This window comes from Pseudomonas fluorescens, assembly GCF_900215245.1.
In the GTDB taxonomy this organism is placed as follows: Bacteria; Pseudomonadota; Gammaproteobacteria; order Pseudomonadales; family Pseudomonadaceae; genus Aquipseudomonas; species Aquipseudomonas fluorescens.
Window position 1 is genome coordinate 6,399,698 of record NZ_LT907842.1, and the last position, 17,822, is coordinate 6,417,519.

The 17,822-nt window shown below is 63.0% G+C and carries 17 protein-coding genes; 15 read left to right on the top strand and 2 right to left on the bottom strand.

Annotated features, from left to right (window positions below; all coding sequences use genetic code 11):
* Positions 1–116: 116 nt before the first annotated feature.
* The gene (locus tag CPH89_RS29525) at positions 117–599 is read right to left on the bottom strand and encodes a sigma-70 family RNA polymerase sigma factor (protein WP_053256992.1); all 483 of its coding nucleotides are present in this window, start codon (positions 597–599) and stop codon (positions 117–119) included.
* A gap of 256 nt (positions 600–855) precedes the next feature.
* Between CPH89_RS29525 and CPH89_RS29530 the strand changes: the two genes are divergently transcribed.
* From CPH89_RS29530 to CPH89_RS29600, 15 genes are all read left to right on the top strand, one after another.
* Positions 856–2,028, top strand: coding sequence for an efflux RND transporter periplasmic adaptor subunit (locus CPH89_RS29530; RefSeq protein WP_053256993.1), 1,173 nt, complete (start codon positions 856–858; stop codon positions 2,026–2,028).
* A gap of 1 nt (position 2,029) precedes the next feature.
* Entirely contained in the window at positions 2,030–4,003 is a 1,974-nt protein-coding gene (locus CPH89_RS29535; protein WP_053258002.1) for a MacB family efflux pump subunit, read from the top strand.
* Positions 3,996–5,411: an efflux transporter outer membrane subunit gene (locus CPH89_RS29540; protein ID WP_053256994.1), complete on the top strand. Its 1,416-nt coding sequence runs from the start codon at positions 3,996–3,998 to the stop codon at positions 5,409–5,411. Before CPH89_RS29535 ends, CPH89_RS29540 begins: the two co-directional genes overlap by 8 nt.
* A gap of 103 nt (positions 5,412–5,514) precedes the next feature.
* A complete protein-coding gene (locus tag CPH89_RS29545; RefSeq protein WP_053256995.1) occupies positions 5,515–6,270 on the top strand; it encodes an alpha/beta fold hydrolase in 756 nt (251 codons plus the stop codon).
* A gap of 109 nt (positions 6,271–6,379) precedes the next feature.
* Complete coding sequence (locus CPH89_RS29550) at positions 6,380–7,150, top strand: FadR/GntR family transcriptional regulator (RefSeq protein WP_053256996.1); 771 nt, start codon at positions 6,380–6,382, stop codon at positions 7,148–7,150.
* Between the two features lie 160 nt (positions 7,151–7,310).
* Complete coding sequence (locus CPH89_RS29555) at positions 7,311–8,513, top strand: ABC transporter substrate-binding protein (protein WP_053256997.1); 1,203 nt, start codon at positions 7,311–7,313, stop codon at positions 8,511–8,513.
* Positions 8,514–8,581: 68 nt separating this feature from the next.
* Positions 8,582–9,442, top strand: coding sequence for a branched-chain amino acid ABC transporter permease (locus CPH89_RS29560; RefSeq protein ID WP_078826904.1), 861 nt, complete (start codon positions 8,582–8,584; stop codon positions 9,440–9,442).
* Between the two features lies 1 nt (position 9,443).
* The gene (locus CPH89_RS29565; RefSeq protein WP_053256998.1) at positions 9,444–10,454 is read left to right on the top strand and encodes a branched-chain amino acid ABC transporter permease; all 1,011 of its coding nucleotides are present in this window, start codon (positions 9,444–9,446) and stop codon (positions 10,452–10,454) included.
* Positions 10,451–11,200 carry an ABC transporter ATP-binding protein gene (locus CPH89_RS29570; RefSeq protein WP_053256999.1) on the top strand — a complete coding sequence of 250 codons (750 nt, stop codon included), beginning with the start codon at positions 10,451–10,453 and terminating at the stop codon, positions 11,198–11,200. The genes CPH89_RS29565 and CPH89_RS29570 overlap by 4 nt, the downstream gene beginning before the upstream one ends.
* On the top strand, positions 11,200–11,895 hold the full coding sequence (locus tag CPH89_RS29575) for an ABC transporter ATP-binding protein (protein WP_053257000.1): 696 nt from the start codon (positions 11,200–11,202) through the stop codon (positions 11,893–11,895). The genes CPH89_RS29570 and CPH89_RS29575 overlap by 1 nt, the downstream gene beginning before the upstream one ends.
* Before the next feature lie 13 nt (positions 11,896–11,908).
* The gene (locus tag CPH89_RS29580; protein WP_053257001.1) at positions 11,909–13,177 is read left to right on the top strand and encodes a Zn-dependent hydrolase; all 1,269 of its coding nucleotides are present in this window, start codon (positions 11,909–11,911) and stop codon (positions 13,175–13,177) included.
* Positions 13,174–14,574: an amidase gene (locus tag CPH89_RS29585; protein ID WP_053257002.1), complete on the top strand. Its 1,401-nt coding sequence runs from the start codon at positions 13,174–13,176 to the stop codon at positions 14,572–14,574. The genes CPH89_RS29580 and CPH89_RS29585 overlap by 4 nt, the downstream gene beginning before the upstream one ends.
* 90 nt (positions 14,575–14,664) lie before the next feature.
* The gene (locus CPH89_RS29590; protein ID WP_069551269.1) at positions 14,665–14,940 is read left to right on the top strand and encodes a hypothetical protein; all 276 of its coding nucleotides are present in this window, start codon (positions 14,665–14,667) and stop codon (positions 14,938–14,940) included.
* 112 nt (positions 14,941–15,052) lie between these two features.
* Complete coding sequence (locus CPH89_RS29595) at positions 15,053–15,916, top strand: LysR family transcriptional regulator (protein ID WP_053257003.1); 864 nt, start codon at positions 15,053–15,055, stop codon at positions 15,914–15,916.
* Positions 15,917–15,974: 58 nt separating this feature from the next.
* Entirely contained in the window at positions 15,975–16,979 is a 1,005-nt protein-coding gene (locus CPH89_RS29600) for a LacI family DNA-binding transcriptional regulator (protein ID WP_053257004.1), read from the top strand.
* Here CPH89_RS29600 and CPH89_RS29605 read toward each other — a convergent pair.
* Complete coding sequence (locus CPH89_RS29605; RefSeq protein WP_053257005.1) at positions 16,976–17,701, bottom strand: SDR family oxidoreductase; 726 nt, start codon at positions 17,699–17,701, stop codon at positions 16,976–16,978. The two genes, CPH89_RS29600 and CPH89_RS29605, sit on opposite strands and share 4 nt — an antisense overlap.
* Between the last annotated feature and the right edge of the window lie 121 nt (positions 17,702–17,822).

The window sequence follows — 17,822 nt, forward strand, 5'->3', positions numbered from 1 at the left end:
AGTGTCCTCTGGATAAGCCCCTTGGCGGTGGGGCGGGAATACCTGCAAGGCCTGAACAACAGGCCGTGTGTTGATAGGAAACGAGGACAGTGAAATAAAATTTAACTAATCATTGGTCAGTGCGCATCCCACTCGCGCATGCGCACCCGGCAATGCTTCATGGCGTTGACGATGTGCTTTTCCACCAGGCTGCGGGAAATGCTCAGGTGCTCGGCGATTTGCGGGTGGGACAGGCCCTCAAGCTTGCGCAGCAGGAAGCTCTCGCGACAGGCCGCCGGCAGCTCGGCCAGGGCACGTTCGAGCATATCCAGGCGGCGCGCTTGATCGTGGCTGGCGTGGGGCGAACTGGTGGCGAAGCGTTCTTCGCTGTCCAGCACTTCCAGGGGTTCGGACTGGCGTAAGGCGTTGCGCCGATGGCCGTCGATCACCAGGTTCAGCGCAGTGCGGTATAAAAACGCCCGCGGTTGTTCAATCGGCGTGTCACTGGCGCGCTCCAGCACTCGGACATAAGCGTCATGCACCACATCCTCGGCCACCTGTCGGTTGCCCAGCTTGGCGTTGAGGAAACACACCAGCTCGCGATAGTAGTTTTCCAACATGACTCCCGACCGTCTGGGAAGACGGCATCAGATCCTTGAATGCTAAAGACGACAGCCAGCGGATAGTGGCAGTTTGAGTGCGTGCAATTTATAGTAATTCTCATCTACTTTTAAAGAAGTCTTGCATCAACGGCGGTTTTTTTTATTCGACGGAGCTGTTACGGCATATGTAAGCACCTAAATATTCGGGCGATTTTCTCGTATAACAGTCAGCTCCCCGCAACTGCGGTCCAAACTTCCTGGCTGGAACCAACGCATGAAACGCCCTCGCCCCGTCCGACGCGCTCTGCTCGCTGTCGCGTGCCTGATTCCCCTCATTGCGCTGGCCGCCTGGCAGGTGTTGCCGTCGGGCCGCGACACCCTGACCACGGTCACCGTAACGCGCGGTAACATTGAAAACAGCGTCACGGCACTCGGCACCCTGCAACCGCGCCGGTACGTCGATGTGGGCGCCCAGGCGTCCGGGCAGATCCGCAAGATCCATGTCGAAGCCGGGGATCAGGTCTCGGAAGGCCAATTGCTGGTGGAAATCGACCCCGCCACGCAGCAGGCCAAACTCGATGCCAGCCGCTACGCCATCGAAAACCTCAAGGCCCAGTTGCAGGAGCAGCAGGCTCAGCACGCGCTGGCGCGCCAGAAATACCAACGCCAGCAACGCCTGGCCGCCGGTAACGCCACCCGCGAGGAAGACGTGCAAACCGCCAGGGCCGAGCTGGACGCCACCCAGGCACGCGTCGGGATGTTCCAGGCGCAGATCCGCCAGGCCCAGGCCAGCCTGCGCAGCGACGAGGCCGAGCTGGGCTACACGCGCATCTTCGCGCCAATGGCCGGCACCGTCGTCGCGGTGGACGCACGGGTTGGCCAGACGCTCAATGCTCAGCAACAGACGCCGCTGATCCTGCGCATCGCCAGGCTGTCGCCGATGACCGTGTGGGCCGAGGTCTCCGAAGCCGACATTGGCCACGTCAAACCCGGCATGACCGCCTACTTCACCACCCTCAGCGGCGGCAGCCGGCGCTGGACCAGCACCGTGCGCCAGATTTTGCCGATACCGCCCAAGCCGCTGAATGAAACCAGCCAGGGCAATGGCAGCCCGAACAGTACGAGCAAAACCGGCAGTGGCCGTGTGGTGCTGTACACCGTGCTGCTGGATGTGGACAACACCGATAACGCGCTGATGGCCGAAATGACCACTCAAGTGTTCTTCGTCGCCAGCCAGGTCAAGGACGTCCTCACCCTACCGGTTGCGGCCCTGCTCGGCAGTCCCGGCACCGACCAGCCGATCGCTCGGGTCGTGGCCAAAAACGGCGCCATCGAGAAACGCGCAGTACGCCTGGGTATCAGCGACCGCTTGCGGGTTGAAGTGCTGGAAGGCCTGAAGGAAGACGATCATGTGTTGATCGGCCCGGCCAACGGCAGTGGGGGTTGATTTGACAACGCCGCTGATCGAACTCAAGAACATCCGTAAATCCTATGGCGGCGGCGACAGCCCGCAGGTCGATGTATTGCGCGGGATCGACCTGTCGATCCATGCCGGGGAATTCGTCGCCATCGTCGGCGCTTCCGGCTCCGGCAAATCCACCTTGATGAACATCCTCGGCTGCCTCGACCGCCCCACGGAAGGCGAATACCGGTTCGCCGGGGAAAACGTCGCACACCTGGGCAGCGACGAACTGGCCTGGCTTCGCCGAGAAGCCTTTGGGTTTGTGTTCCAGGGTTACCACTTGATCCCTTCGGGCTCGGCCCAGGAAAACGTCGAGATGCCGGCGATCTATGCCGGTATCAGTGCCGCAGAACGCCACGCCCGCGCCAAGGCCCTGCTCACCCGCCTGGGCCTGGCCGATCACACCGCCAACCGCCCGCACCAACTCTCCGGCGGCCAACAACAACGCGTGTCGATTGCCCGCGCGTTAATGAACGGCGGGCATATCATCCTCGCCGATGAACCCACCGGCGCGCTCGACAGCCACAGTGGCGCCGAAGTAATGGCCCTGCTCGACGAGCTGGCGAGCCAGGGCCACGTGGTCATCCTGATTACCCACGACCGCGAAGTCGCGGCGCGGGCCAACCGCATCATCGAAATTCGCGACGGCCTGATCATCCGCGATTCGGCGCTGAGTGAAACCCATGTGCCCGTCACGGCCAACCGCGACGCGCTGCAAGCCGTAGACCTGCGCCAGCGCCTCGCCGACGGCGCCGAACATAACGGCGCCTGGAAAGCCGAACTGATCGACGCCGTGCTGGCGGCCTGGCGGGTCATGTGGATCAACCGGTTCCGTACTGCGCTGACGCTGCTGGGGATCATCATCGGCGTGGCGTCGGTGGTGGTGATGCTGGCGGTGGGCGAAGGCAGCAAACGCCAGGTGATGGCACAGATGGGCGCGTTCGGCTCCAACATCATCTACCTCAGTGGCTCTTCGCCCAACCCGCGCACCCCGATGGGGATTGTGACCCTCAACGATGTGGCGGCCCTGGCGACGCTGCCGCAGGTCAAGCGCATCATGCCCGTCAACGGCAACTATGCCGGTGTGCGTTTTGGCAATGTCGACTACATGGCTTATGTCGGTGGCAATGACACCAACTTTCCCGAGATCTTCAACTGGCCGGTGGTCGAGGGCAGCTACTTCACCGAGGCCGACGAGCGCTCCGGGGCAACGGTGGCCGTGATCGGTCACCGTGTACGCGAAAAGCTGTTCAAGGGCGTCATCAACCCCATCGGCCAATACATTCTGATAGAAAACGTGCCATTCCAGGTGATTGGCGTGCTGGCGGAAAAAGGCTCCAGCTCCGGTTTGCAAGACAGCGACGACCGTGTTGCCATCCCCTACACCGCCGCCAGCGTGCGCCTGTTAGGCAGCTATAACCCCGAATACGTGGTGATTGCCGCTGCGGATGCACGCAAGGTGCACGAGGCGGAACTGGCCATCGATCAACTGATGCAAACACTGCACAACAACAAGCGCGACTACCACCTGACCAATGACGCGGCGATGATCCAGGCCGAGGCACGCACGCAAAATACGCTGTCGCTGATGCTCGGTTCGATTGCCGCGATTTCCCTGTTGGTGGGCGGGATTGGTGTGATGAATATCATGTTGATGACCGTGCGCGAGCGTACTCGCGAAATAGGCATCCGCATGGCCACCGGTGCGCGCCAGCGTGACATCCTGCGCCAGTTCCTTACCGAGGCGGTGATGCTCTCGGTCGTCGGCGGCCTGTTCGGCATTGCCCTGGCATTGCTGGTGGGCGGCGTGCTGATGCTGGCAGAAGTCGCCGTGCAGTTTTCCCTGGTGGCAGTACTCGGCGCATTTGGCTGTGCACTGGTCACCGGTGTCGCATTCGGCTTCATGCCGGCCCGTAAAGCTGCCCGGCTCGATCCGGTTAAGGCCTTGACCAGTGAATAAACGACTCATCACACCGCACCTGTCGGTCCTTGGCCTGTGCCTGTTGCTCAACGCCTGCGCAGGCACTCCTCACGACGTCGACAGCAGCATAGCGCCGCCGCCGGCGTGGCAATATGCCGAGCGGGAGGCAACGCAGGCGACCAACCAGCGCTGGTGGACACACTTCGGCAGCCCGCCACTCAACCGCTTGGTCGACCAGGCTCGCCGTGACAGTTATGACGTGGCCGCCGCCATGGCACGGGTGCGCCAGGCCCAGGCCAGTGCGGTCATTGCCGGGGCACCGTTGTTACCCGAAGTGAACTTCAACCTCACCGCCAGCCGCGAAAAACTCCTGCACGGCAGCGGCAACGCATCGCTGGATGCCACAGCAAGCAACAAAACCGTCGACAGCTTTGGCACCAACCTCACCGCCAGTTATGAAGTGGACTTCTGGGGAGGGCGCGCCGCCGCTCACGACAGTGCGCTGCAAAGCCTGCGAGCGAGTGAGTTCGACCAGGCCACGGTCGAGCTGACCCTGCTCAGCAACGTCGCCGACCGCTATGCGCAAACGCTTGCTGCTCGCCAACGCCAACAGATCGCCGAGCTGAACCTGGCGAATGCCCGCCATGTGCTCGACCTCGTGCAAACCCGCTACGATGCGGGCTCCGCCACCGCACTGGAACTGGCGCAACAAAAGAGTCTGGTGGCCAGCCAGCAACGCCAGTTGCCGCTGATTCAACAAGTGGCCGAAGAATCGTTGATCACCCTTGCAGCCCTTCTTGGCCAGCCGGTCCAGGCCCTGGACCTGGGCACCGAGTCGTTCCAGGCGCTGACCTGGCCGGTGATTGGCCCGGGCGTGCCCAGCCAACTGCTTAGCCGCCGCCCCGACCTGGCCCAGGCCGAGGCACAGCTGGCTGCGGCAAGTGCCGATGTGAGCGTGGCCCGTGCGGCGATGCTGCCCACCGTGACCCTGGGCGCCACGCTCGGTTCGGGTTCCTACAAGGCCGCCGATCTGCTGCGCAGCCCGTTCTACAACCTGACCTCGGGCCTGGTGGCGCCGATCTTCAATAATGGCCGTTTAAGCGCTGAACGCGACAAGGCGCGTGCACGGCAGGACGAACTGCTGCAAACCTATCGCGGCGCGATCATCAACGGCTTTGCCGATGTGGAGAAATCCCTCAGCAGCATCACCCACCTGGACCAGCAGCGCGAATGGCAGACCGAGGAATTGCAACAGGCCCAGACTGCCTTCAGGATCGCCGAAAGCCGCTACCAGGCCGGCGCCGAAGACCTGCTGACTGTGCTCGAAACCCAACGCACGCTGTACGCGGCCCAGGACGCGAATGTGCAACTGCGACTGTCACGGCTGCAAGCCAGCATTGCGCTGTACAAAGCCCTGGGCGGCGGCTGGGAGGCCAAGTCCCAATAACAAAACTCCACATTCCTACACAAAGCGTTTATCCAACCTACATTCTTTGACCCAAGGTCCTTGGTAAAAAAGCCGCCTTCAAACGGCTGCCCGGAACCTCTTGATGAAACCCAGCGTTCTTGTAAGAAGCCTGGTGTGCGTCTGCCTCTGGCTGATAGCAAGCCGGGCGCTTACCGCGCCACTGATTGCGCCCAGCGCAATTGACTGGCTGCTGGACTGCCCCTTCCCCGCCTTCGAACGGCCGGACCCCGAGGTTCTGGACCGAACTCAATGCGGCAGGGTAAACGTGCCTCGCGACTATGCCGACCCCCAGCGTGGCAATGTGCTCCTATCGCTGACCCGTGTCGGCGCACGGCAGCCGCTGAGCCGTGAGGGCATGGTGTTCATCCAATCGGGTGAACCGCAAAAGGGTCAAGGCACGACCTTCGCCGTCCATTTGGTCAGCCGCTGGGAGTCCTACGCCACCCAGGCCTATCGCACACTGGTCAACCGTTATGACGTCATCGAATTGAGCGCCCGCGACCTCAGCCAACCCAACGGTGTCGAGCAGGCCGCACGTGATATGGAGTTTGTGCGCGCGCAATTGGGCGACACACAGCTCAACTACCTGGGCAATGCTGAAGGCACCCGGGTCGGTGGGCGATATGCCGCGCTGTTTCCGGAACGCGTTGCACGCATGGTGCTGGTTAACGTCGAGGACCGTGAACCGGCCGCGTCCGGTGTCGAGCAACTGTTGCTCAAGGAGTCGGCTCGCGCCGTCGCCGCCGGGTGCGTCAAACGGTGGGTGGGTGATTTTCTGGTATCCGGCACACAGCCGCCGCCTTCGACGCGCTGCCTCGACTTGGGTAACTGGGAATAGCCACCGTGTTTACGACCTGTTCGCGCCGAAAACGACACACTGCGTTGACGCTCTCGCTCAATCGTTATTAAGTGCTATTAATCCGCATTAATAGGATCAATAGACCGCCATGCTCAGCCGTCCGCTACGACGCAAACGCCAGAAGCTCTCCGACGTGATTGTCGAGTCGGTCAAGCGCTCCATCGTCACCGATGCCCTGAAGCCAGGCGACCGCCTGCCCACCGAACGCGAGCTGATGGAAAGCTTCCAGTGCTCCAAAGGCTCGGCGCGTGAAGCGCTCAAGGCACTCGAAGTGGAAGGCCTGGTGAGCACGCGCACCGGGCCCAGTGGCGGCGCTTACTTGAATCAGGCCGGTACCGAACCGGCAAGCCGCGCCTTGCGCAACTACCTGCACTTCCAGCACCTGGATGGCGAGCAGGTGTACCAACTGCGCAAGGTTATCGAGGTGGAACTGGCCGTGTCAGTGCTCGGGCGTTTGAGCGAAGACGACTATCAGGCCCTGCAAGACAACGTCGATTTTTGCAGTGCACCGGAAGACAGCGAAGCCGGCCAACGTGAACAGCGTCTGGCCGAACTCGAGTTCCACAACCTGCTGGCCAAGGCGTGCCCCAACCCGTTGTTAAGCTTTATGGCGCAATTTCTTAACGACCTGCTGCGCGATCTGGTGGTGCTGAAAAAAGCCTACAAACCCAAGCGCAAGCAGTTCGACGCGGCCAACCTCGACTACCACAAGCAGTTGCTGCTCGCCTTCCGCGCCGAGGACGAACGCGCGGTGCGCAGCTTGATGCACGAGCACATGTGCGATGCCGAACACCATATGACCGCCCTTGAAGGCGAGGTCAGCCCGCACTTTTTGCTGGAGTTTGATCACAACCACTGAGAACACCAGCAATCACCCTGTGCAAACCCAGCGCCCACACTTGACCGAGCTTCAACCGTCGGACCGTTTCACCCAACTCAATAACAGGCCTGCCCACAGGCCCTGCTCCACCGTATCGCCATTGCCGCTCCTGCCAATAACTAAACCAGGGAGTCACCCCATGCAGCGTCGTACGTTGTTGAAAGCCAGTCTTACCGCCGCCGCCGCGCTCAGCCTTCCGTTGAGTGTGCGCTCTGCATTCGCCGCCGAGCCGTTTACCTTTTACGGCCTCAAGTCCATGTCCGGCGCCTTTGCCAGCTATGGCAAGTTTGCCGACATGGGTTCGCGCCTGGCGGTAGAGCAGCACCCCGAGATCCTCGGCCGCCCACTGAACTACAAAGTCATCGACACCGAAGGCAACGCCGGCAAGGCGGTGCGCAAGGTCCAGGAGGCGATCCAGCAGGATGGCGCACGGTTCTTCCAGGGCTGCACGCTGTCGTCATCGGCATTGGCGGTGGCCAAGGAAGTCGACAAGGTCGGCGGCGTCTTCATGACCCCGGTGGGCGCCGATGAAGTCACCGGCAAGGACTGCAACAAGGCCACCTTCCGCTGGTCGGTGCCGACCTACGGCGCGATCCGCGAAACCATTGTGCCGTTGATCAAGCTGCTGCCGGACGCCAAGCGCTGGTACACGATCACCCCGCAATATGTATTCGGCGAAGCCTTGCTCGAAGGCGCGAAAACCGTGCTCAAGGACCACGGTCTGGAACACGTCGGCAACAGCTATCACTCTTTGCAGGAGCAAGAGTTCTCCGGCTACCTGACCAATGCCATCGCGGCCAAGCCCGATGTGCTGGTCCTGCTCAACTTCGGCAGCCAGTCATCCAACACCCTGCGCCAGGCGGTGAACTTCGGTATCAAGGAGCGCATGAAAGTGCTGCTGGTGTGGTCCGCCGGCCTTGATCAGTTCCAGGAACTGGGCAGCGATGTGCTCGAAGGCGTGTACCTCGGTGCGCAGTATTGGCATCAGGTCGACAGCCCGCTCAACCGTGAACTGGTCAAGCTGACTCAGGCCAAATACGGCATCAACCCCACCTACCCGTTGGCTGCCGACTACATCAGCACCAAAGTAATGCTCGACACCATTATCGCCACCGGCAGCTTCGACGGCCCGACCGTCGCCAAGGCCCTGCAAGGCCTGAGCTTCGAAGGCCCGACCGGCAAGGAGCAAATCCGCGCCGGTGACCACCAGGTGATCAAGGACTACTACCTGATGATCGGCAAAGCCAGCGCCGAGATGGCCGACAAGGACGACCTGGCCAAGGTGCTCAGCGCCGGCCAGTCCTTCCCGCCGGTGGACGCCACGAGCTGCGTGCTCGGCTGATCCGCTGAACCATCACCGGTTGCACACGACAGGGCCGCCCCCGCGGCCAGCTGTCCGAGGGTTTCTGCATGCTGAATCTTTACCTGTTCCAGATACTCAACGGCCTTGGGCTGGGGATGATCTACTTTCTGATCGCGGTCGGGCTGACGATCATTTTCGGTCTGCTCAACTTCGTCAACTTCGCCCACGGCGCGTTTTTCCTGCTGGGCGCCTACATCTGCTACACCGCCGTGAGCCTCACCGGCAACTTCTGGCTGGCGCTGCTGATTGCGCCGCTGGTGGTGGCCGCGCTGGCCTGGGTCATCGAGCGATTATTGATCCAGCGGATTTATCACTTGCCGCACATGTTCCAGATCCTGGTGACCTTAGGGATTGCGCTGATCATCCAGGAAGCCAGCGTGATGATCTGGGGCCCGGTGGGCAAAAGCGTCGCCGTGCCGGAACTGCTGCGCGGCGTGCTGGTGGTGGGTGATTTCGTCTACCCCTACTACCGCCTGTTTCTGATCGTGTTTTCCGGGCTGGTGGGCCTGGGCCTGTGGCTGCTGCTGGAACGCACACGCTTCGGCGCCCTGGTGCGCGCGGGCAGTGAAAGCACTGAAACCGTATCGCTGCTGGGCACCAACATCTTGCGTTTGTTTTCGATGACCTTTGCCCTGGGCGTGGCCCTGGCTGGCGTGGCCGGTGTGCTGTTCGCGCCGCTGCGCGGCGCCCAACCCTTCGTCGGCCCGGAAATTCTCGGGGTCGCCTTCGTGGTGGTGGTGATCGGCGGCATGGGTTCCTTCAGCGGCGCACTGGTCGGCGGCTTGCTGGTGGGCGTGGTGCAAAGCCTGATGACCACACTCTGGCCCCAAGGCGCGAGCCTGATGATCTACGGCGCGATGGCCGTGGTGATTCTGGTGCGTCCTTACGGCCTGTTCGGGAGAGCCTGACATGAGCGAGAAAAACCCCCTGCCGTTTGCCAAGACTCAGTCCAAAGCCATGCTGCTCTGGGTACTGGCGGTGCTGATCGGCCTGCCGCTGATTTTACCGTCGGCCACCCTGGCCAGCGAAATCCTGATCTTTGCCATGGCCGCCCTGGCCTGCAACCTGTTGCTGGGCTACACCGGGCTGTTGTCGTTTGGCCAAGGCATCTTCTTCGGAGCGGGCGCCTATTGCGCAGCGCTGCTGATGATCCACCTGCAACTGGGCCTGTTCACCGCCCTGCTCGGCGCCGCCGTGGCCGGTGGTTTCCTGGCGCTGTTGGTAGGTGCCCTGGCGATCCGACGCACCGGTATTTACTTCGTGATGCTGACGCTGGCGTTCAGCCAGATGGCCTACTTCGTCGCCTACACCCTCAGCGACTGGACCGGCGGCGACAACGGCCTGCTCAGCGTGCCGCGCCCGGAAATTCGCCTCGGTGACAGCGTGCTGCTGTCGTTGAGCGACGCCCGCGCGTTCTACGGCTTTGTCGCCGTGCTGTTCCTGTTGATCTTTATCGGCGCACGCCGCGTGATCGCGTCGCCATTCGGCAGCACCTTGATGGCGATCCGCGAAAACGAAACCCGCGCCTCGGCCATCGGCTACGACACGCGCCATTTCAAGATCCTGGTGTTCGTGCTGTCCGGCGCGGTCACCGGGATTGCGGGCGCGCTGTACGCCATGCTGCTGCACTTTGTGCCGCTGTCGAATATCGACCTGGCGATGTCCGAGAACATCCTGATCATGACCATCGTCGGCGGCACCGGCTCGCTGTTTGGCTCGTTGCTGGGCGCAGGTTCCATCGTACTGCTGGGGGACTTCCTCTCCGACCTGTGGCCGCGCTGGCTGATGCTGCTCGGGGTGATTCTGATCCTGGTGGTGATCTTCATGCGTGGTGGCTTGTGGGGCGGTTTGTCGGCGCTGTTCGAACGCGTACGCGGCAGCCGCAAAACCGCCGCCGTCGTCAAGGAGGAAGGGCTATGAGCATCCTGCTGGAAACCAAAGACCTGGAACTGGCCTATGGCGCGTTCCACGCGGTGAACGGCGTTAACCTCAAGGTCGAAGCCGGCACCATCCACACCATCATCGGCCCTAATGGCGCGGGCAAGACCAGCCTGTTCCACTGCCTGACCGGCGAACGCCAGGCCACCGCCGGGGCGATTCATTTCGACGGCAAGAACCTGATGCGCAAGCCCGCTCACGCCCGTGTCGGCCTGGGCATGGCGCGCTCGTTCCAGCTCACCAGCCTGTTCCAGAACCTCAGCGTGCGCGAGAACCTGCGCCTGGCTGCACAAGGCCGCGACGGTGCCAGGGCGCTGAATTTCTGGCGCCAGGTGGACAGCAAGCGCGAACACCTGGAGATGGCAGACCAGGTGCTCGAACGCCTGCAACTCACGGCCCGCGCCGGCACCCTGGCCGGCGAGTTGTCCCACGGCCAGCAGCGCGTGCTGGAGGTGGGTATGTCGATCTGCTCCAAACCAAAGCTGTTGATGCTTGACGAGCCCACCTCGGGCATGGGCATCGATGACATCCCGATCATGACCCAACTGATCAGCGACCTCGGCCGCGACCACACGGTGCTGCTGATCGAACACAACATGAGCATCGTCATGTCCATCAGCCAACGCATCACGGTGATGAGCCACGGGCAAATCCTGGTGGAAGGCACGCCGGAATTCGTGCGCGCCGATGAACGCGTGCGCACTGCTTACCTGGGAGAGGCCGCCTGATGCTGATCGTCGAGAATATCCATTCCTACTACGACAAAAGCCATGTACTCGAAGGCGTGTCGTTGACCGTCAATCCCGGCGAATTGGTCACGCTGCTGGGGCGCAATGGCGCCGGCAAGACCACCACCTTGCGCAGCATCCTGGGGATTATCTGCCCGCGTCAGGGCCAGATTCACTTCAACGGCCAGGCGCTGGTCGGGCAAAAAATCTTTGAAATCGCTCGTCAGGGCCTGGCATTGGTCCCGGAGAACCGCGGGATCTTCCGCCTGCTGACCGTCGAGGAAAACCTGCGCATCGCGGTGCGCAAGACCAGCCGCTGGCAGATGGAGGACGTGTACGGCATGTTCCCGCGCCTCAAGGAGCGCCGTAAGAACGCCGGCCACGCTCTGTCCGGTGGCGAACAACAGATGCTCGCCATCGCCCGCGCCCTGCTCAACGACCCCAAGTTACTGATCCTCGACGAACCCACCGAAGGCCTGGCCCCGGTGATCGTCGACGAACTGGTGAAGATCCTGCGCAAGGTCAAGGACGACGGCCTGCCGGTGCTGCTGGTGGAACAGAACCTGATGGTCTGCGACAAGCTCGCCGACCGCCATTACGTGCTCGAACAGGGCCGCGTGGTGTACGAAGGCAGCGCCGCCGCCTTCCGCGCCGACCCGACGATCAAGAACCGCTACCTGGCCCTGAGTGCCTGACCGGAGATTGCACATGAACAGTTTTGCGCACCCCCTCAAGAGCAACGCCCCGCTGATCAACCGCGACCGCCTGTGGCAATCGTTGATGGACCTCGCCCAGCTCGGCGCCACCGTCAAAGGCGGCGTGTGCCGCCTGGCGCTCACCGACCTCGACCGCCAGGCCCGCGACCTGTTCGTGCACTGGTGCGAGGCGGCCGGGTGCAGCGTCAGTGTCGACGCCATCGGGAATATCTTTGCACGCCGCGCCGGGCGTAACCCCGCCCTGCCCCCGGTCATGACCGGCAGCCATATCGACACCCAACCTACCGGCGGCAAGTTCGACGGCTGCTACGGGGTGATGGCCGGGCTGGAAGTGATCCGCACACTCAATGACTTGCAGCTGGAGACGCAAGCGCCGATCGAAGTGGTGGTGTGGACCAACGAAGAGGGCTCGCGTTTCCCGCCATGCATGATGGGCTCCGGGGTGTTTGCCGGTAAGTTCGACGTGCAGGACACCCTCGCCAAACTCGACGACCAGGGCCTGTCGGTGGGCGCCGAACTGCAGCGTATCGGCTATGCCGGTTCGCGTGCGGTGCTCGGCCACCCGGTGGGCGCGTATTTCGAGGCGCATATCGAGCAAGGGCCAGTGTTGGAAGACCAGGCCACCACGATTGGCGTGGTCATGGGCTGCCTCGGCCAGAAGTGGTTCGACCTGACCCTCACCGGCGTTGAAGCCCACGCCGGCCCCACGCCGATGCACCTGCGCAAGGACGCCCTGGTAGGGGCCGCCGAAGTGGTCAGCGCGGTCAACCGTATCGCCCATCAGCAACAGCCTCACGCCTGTGGCACCGTCGGCTGCCTGAACCTGCACCCAGGGTCGCGCAACGTGATTCCTGGCCAGGTGCACATGACCATCGACCTGCGCCACCTGCATGCCGACACCTTGCAGGCCATGGTGGATGAGGTGCGCGGCGTGATCGAAGCCACGGCCCAACGCCACGGCCTGAGTGTTGAACTGACACCCACCGCCGACTTCCCGCCACTGGACTTCGCCCCGGCCTGCGTCAACGCCGTGCGTGACGCCGCGATGACCCTGGGCTTGAGCCATATGGACATCGTCAGCGGCGCCGGGCATGACGCCATTTTCGTCGCCGAACTCGGCCCGGCCGGGATGATCTTTGTGCCGTGCGAAGGCGGCATCAGCCACAACGAAATCGAAAACGCTGCGCCGGATGACCTCGCGGCGGGCTGTGCGGTGTTGCTGCGCGCCATGGTCAACGCAGCCCAGGGGGATCTGGCATGAGTGAGATTGGCCAACTGACGGCAGTGCAACTGCTGAAGCACTTTCGGGACAAAACCCTGTCGCCGGTGGACGTCACCGAGGACGCCTTGCTGCGTATCGAACGCTACAACCCGATGGTGAATGCCTACTGCCATGTCGACCCTGAAGGGGCATTGCAGGCTGCGCGGGCGTCGGAGCAACGCTGGCTCAAGGGCCAACCGTGCGGCGCACTCGATGGGGTGCCTGCCTCCATCAAAGACCTCACATTGACGATTGGCATGCCCACCCGCAAGGGTTCACGCACCTCCTCACCCGAAGGCCCATGGGACGTGGACGCGCCCTTCTCGGCCTTGATGCGCAAAGCCGGCGCGGTACTGCTGGGCAAGACCACCACACCTGAATTCGGCTGGAAAGGCGTCACCGATAACCCGTTGTACGGCATCACCCGCAACCCATGGGACACCCGCACCACGGCGGGCGGCTCGTCAGGTGGCGCCGGTGCGGCGGCAGCGCTGAACCTTGGCGTGCTGCACCAAGGCAGCGATGCCGGTGGCTCGATCCGAATTCCGTGCGCCTTCACCGGCACCTTCGGTATCAAGCCAACTTTTGGTTACGTACCGCAATGGCCGGCCAGCTCCATGACGATCCTGTCGCACCTGGGGCCGATGACCCGCACCGTCGAAGACAGTGTGCTGATGCTGCAAACCGTCGCTCAACCGGATGCACGCGATGGCCTGATCGGCGCACCGCGCACCACCCCGTGGCTCACGCCAGGTACGCACCTCAAAGGCCTGCGAGTCGCCTACAGCCCGACCTTCGGCTACGTGGATGTTGATCCGCACGTCGCCAAGGTGGTCGCCCAAGCGGTTGAGGGCCTGGTGCAATTGGGCGCGCATGTCGAGCAGATCGACCCGGGCTTCAGCGACCCACTGGAGGTGTTCAGCACCTTGTGGGCCGCCGGCGCCGCACGCCTGACCGGGCCGATGAGCGAGGCGCAAAAACACTTGCTGGACCCGGGTTTGCGGCGCATTGCGCAACGCGGCGAACAGCTCAGCCTCAGCGACTACAGCGCGGCCCTCGAAGCCCGCGCGGCACTGGTCGCCAGGATGGCGGCGTTCCATCAGCACTACGACGTGCTGGTCTCGCCGATGATGCCGATCACTGCGTTTGAAGCCGGGCACAACGTGCCACCGGGTTCGGGCATGCAGGAATGGATGGAGTGGACGCCGTTTACCTATCCCTTCAACCTCACGCAGCAACCGACGGCGTCAGTGCCGTGCGGGTTGGCCCCGAATGGCTTGCCGGTGGGCTTGCATGTGGTGGGCGCGCGATTTGCCGATGAGCAGGTGCTGCGGGTTTGCCAGGTGTATGCCAAGGCATTCCCCACCGAACACCTTGCCGCACCGCGCCTACTCTGAACCGCAGCTTTCGACCGGGGACGGCCCTGTGCACCTCCGGTCGCGTTTGGCTTATAATTCGCGCCTCTTTTTTTGCGCGGATTGTTTCCAATGCGATTCACCAGGACCGTTCTGGCGAGTGCCGTACTCGCCCTCCTGCCGGCCATGGCCCACGCCAGCGCGCTGGACTTGACGTACGAAGCACCTGTCACCGAGGCAGCGCCACACGACGCCCCCGCGACCGCCACCTCGTTATTCCCGGTCAAGACCAAGCCGCCGGTGACATTCGAGTACGCCTGCAAAGGCCCGCGCTGCCAGTATGAAGATGACCTTGAACAGCGCCACGACGACCAGACCACACACAGCTGGTCCATCGGTCTTCAATAACGCTCAGCCGAGCTTGAGCTGAAAGGCAATCAACGGTGGGCGCCGGCACGCCGGCGCCCACCGTTTCAAGCACATTCCATTACACTGTCCCTCTTCATCACCCGGGACGCTTATGGACATCGAACTGGCACGCACGTTTCTCGAAATCACCCGCTGCGGCAGCCTGGCTGCGACGGCCGAGAAACTGCACGTCACCCAGACCGCCATCACCGCACGCGTAAAAAACCTCGAGAGCCAGTTGGGCAGCACGCTGTTTGTGCGCAACCGCGCCGGTGCGCGGTTGACCGCCGATGGCGAAGCCTTTGTGGTGTACGCCAACCAATTGCTGCAAACCTGGGAAGCCGCCAAGCGTGACCTGCCGCTGCCGGATGGCTACCGCAACGTGCTGCATATCGGCGGCGAGGTCAGCCTGTGCAACCCGCTGATGCTCGGCTGGGCGCAGGCCCTGCGCGAACATATCCCAGGGCACGCGCTGCGCACCGAAATACGCGAAGGCGAGTACCTGCTGCGCCAGTTGGAACTGGGTGTGCTGGATGCCGCATTAGTGTTCCAACCGCAGTACTGGCCGGGGTTGCAGGTGGAACAGGTGCTGGAAGAAAAACTGATCCTGGTGCAACGGGTGAGCAAGCCGGCGCCGTATATCTACATTGACTGGGGCCCGGGCTTTCGCCAGCAGCATGATGCCGCGCTGCCCGACAAAGCCCGTGCAGCGCTGAGCTTCAACCTCGGGCCGCTGGCGTTGCAGTACATCCTGGAGAATGGCGGCGCCGGGTATTTCCGCACGCGCGTGGTGCAGAGCTACCTGGACAGCGGCGTGATGCAGCGGGTGCCGAAGGCGCCGGAATTCAGTTTCCCGACCTACCTGGTGTACTCACGGGCGCGCGACAGTGCCGTGTTGCAGCAGGCGCTGGCGCTGCTGCGCGAGGTGGTCAAAGCCGAAAGTGACTGGTCACAACGCTGGGACCCGCTGATTTGAATCACCGTACACCACGGCGCGTGCTAGCCTGCGGGTGTTTCCTTTCGCAGCCTTATCGATGAACAAGAAAAAGTCCGTCACCATCAGCGACATTGCCAAACGGGTCGGCATGACCACTATCACGGTCTCGCGAGCGCTGAACAAACCTGACCAGGTCAAACCCGCCACGCTGGCGCGCATCCTCGACGTCGCGCGGGAGTTGGACTATGTGCCCAACGCCTTCGCCCGTGGGCTCAAACGCAGTGAAAGCCTGATCATTGGCGTGATCACCGCGTCGGTGGACAACCCGTTCTACAGCGAAATGATCAAGGCGATTTCCCGCGAGGCGAAGCAGCACGGCTACACCATCATGCTGGTGGACACCGACGAGCTGGCGGAGCTGGAAAGCAAAGCCGTCGACACGTTGCTGGGCTACCGCGTGGCCGGGATCATCCTGTCGCCGGTCTCTGATGAGCCGAGCTACCAGCCCGATTACCTGGAGCGGCTGGGCAACGGCAAGACCCCGGTGGTGCTGCTCGACCGTACGATCCACGACAGCCCGTTCAGCCGCGTGGTGCTCGACAATTACCACAGCGGCATTCAGGCCGCGCACTACCTGTTGCGCCAGACGCCCGACCTCAAGCGCCTGCTGGTGCTGACCGGCCCCGAGCATTCACGGATCACCGTGGAGCGCCTCAAGGGCCTGCGCGAAGTGCTCGCTGAACATCCGCACGTACAGGTCGAAGTGCAGGCTGGCGACTACACGCTGATGCCGTCTTACCTGCATACCCTCGACTACCTCGCCGAACACTCGGCGCCGGACGCGATCATGGGTTTTAACCAGTTGATCACCCTCGGTGCCCTGCGCGCGTTGCGCATGCACAACATCCCCCATGACAGCCTGACCATCTGCGGCATCGACCGCCTGCCCTTCGCCGATATCTTTGGCGTGCCAATCGCCTGCGTGGCCCACGACGCCTCCCTGGCCGGCAGCAGCGCGGTACGCCTGCTGCTTGACCGCCTGGAAGACCCGTACAAGCCACGGGACAAGGTGGTCATCGCCGGCCAGTTGGAAAACGGCTAGCGACTGGTGTAGCCGCCATCGATCGGCAGGCTCACGCCGCTGATCATGCCGGCGGCATCGCTGAGCAGGAACAGCACCGGTAGCGCCACGTCCAGCGTCTGAGCAAAACGCCCCAAGGGAATGGCCGCCAACGCCGGATCGCGCTTGGCTGGGTCGGACCAGGCCATGGCGGCCATCGGCGTGAGGGTGACCGTGGGGTTGACGCTGTTGACGCGAATGCCGAAGCGGCCCCACTCGGCGCATTGCACGCGGGTGATGGCGTCCAGGGCAGCTTTGGAGGCGCAGTAGCTGAGGTGATCGTCGAGGGCGACCAACGAAGCCTGGCTGGAGACGTTGACGATGCTGCCGGCGAGCTTCGCCTCGATCATTTTTGCCGCGACCCGGCTGGCGACCTGGGCGGCGGCACGGGCGTTTACGTGCATCACCTGATCGAAGGCGGCGGCGCTGATCGCGGCGGCGGGTTCAAGCCGGGAAATACCGGCGCAGTTGACCAGGCCGTGCAGTGGCGGCAGGTCATGCAGGGCGTTGTCGAGGGCGGCGCTGTCGGCGATGTCCACGCACACCGCGTGGCAGCCCAACCTGGCCAAGGCCTCGGCGTCGCGGCCGAGGGCGAAGACTTCGGCGCCGCTGTTGATGAGCTGAAGGGCAATCTCATGGCCGATGCCGCTGGTGGCACCGGTGACGAGAATGCGCCGGTGGGTGAAGTTGAAGGTGGTGGTCATGGTCACTCTTCCATAGACAATAAAGGTCCACTGTGGGAGCTGGCTTGCCTGCGATTACGGTGGGCCAGTTAGCCCATTTGCCACTGATACACCGCTATCGCAGGCAAGCCAGCTCCCACAT

Excerpts from the sequence above, each read along its gene's own strand:
- CPH89_RS29585 (WP_053257002.1), top strand. The coding sequence starts at position 13,174 with ATGAGTGAGATTGGCCAACTGACGGCAGTGCAACTGCTGAAGCACTTT.
- CPH89_RS29565 (WP_053256998.1), top strand. The coding sequence starts at position 9,444 with ATGAGCGAGAAAAACCCCCTGCCGTTTGCCAAGACTCAGTCCAAAGCC.
- CPH89_RS29605 (WP_053257005.1), bottom strand. The coding sequence starts at position 17,701 with ATGACCACCACCTTCAACTTCACCCACCGGCGCATTCTCGTCACCGGT.
- CPH89_RS29600 (WP_053257004.1), top strand. The coding sequence starts at position 15,975 with ATGAACAAGAAAAAGTCCGTCACCATCAGCGACATTGCCAAACGGGTC.
- CPH89_RS29550 (WP_053256996.1), top strand. The coding sequence starts at position 6,380 with ATGCTCAGCCGTCCGCTACGACGCAAACGCCAGAAGCTCTCCGACGTG.
- CPH89_RS29530 (WP_053256993.1), top strand. The coding sequence starts at position 856 with ATGAAACGCCCTCGCCCCGTCCGACGCGCTCTGCTCGCTGTCGCGTGC.
- CPH89_RS29570 (WP_053256999.1), top strand. The coding sequence starts at position 10,451 with ATGAGCATCCTGCTGGAAACCAAAGACCTGGAACTGGCCTATGGCGCG.
- CPH89_RS29580 (WP_053257001.1), top strand. The coding sequence starts at position 11,909 with ATGAACAGTTTTGCGCACCCCCTCAAGAGCAACGCCCCGCTGATCAAC.
- CPH89_RS29525 (WP_053256992.1), bottom strand. The coding sequence starts at position 599 with ATGTTGGAAAACTACTATCGCGAGCTGGTGTGTTTCCTCAACGCCAAG.
- CPH89_RS29575 (WP_053257000.1), top strand. The coding sequence starts at position 11,200 with ATGCTGATCGTCGAGAATATCCATTCCTACTACGACAAAAGCCATGTA.
- CPH89_RS29555 (WP_053256997.1), top strand. The coding sequence starts at position 7,311 with ATGCAGCGTCGTACGTTGTTGAAAGCCAGTCTTACCGCCGCCGCCGCG.
- CPH89_RS29560 (WP_078826904.1), top strand. The coding sequence starts at position 8,582 with ATGCTGAATCTTTACCTGTTCCAGATACTCAACGGCCTTGGGCTGGGG.
- CPH89_RS29590 (WP_069551269.1), top strand. The coding sequence starts at position 14,665 with ATGCGATTCACCAGGACCGTTCTGGCGAGTGCCGTACTCGCCCTCCTG.
- CPH89_RS29545 (WP_053256995.1), top strand. The coding sequence starts at position 5,515 with ATGAAACCCAGCGTTCTTGTAAGAAGCCTGGTGTGCGTCTGCCTCTGG.
- CPH89_RS29595 (WP_053257003.1), top strand. The coding sequence starts at position 15,053 with ATGGACATCGAACTGGCACGCACGTTTCTCGAAATCACCCGCTGCGGC.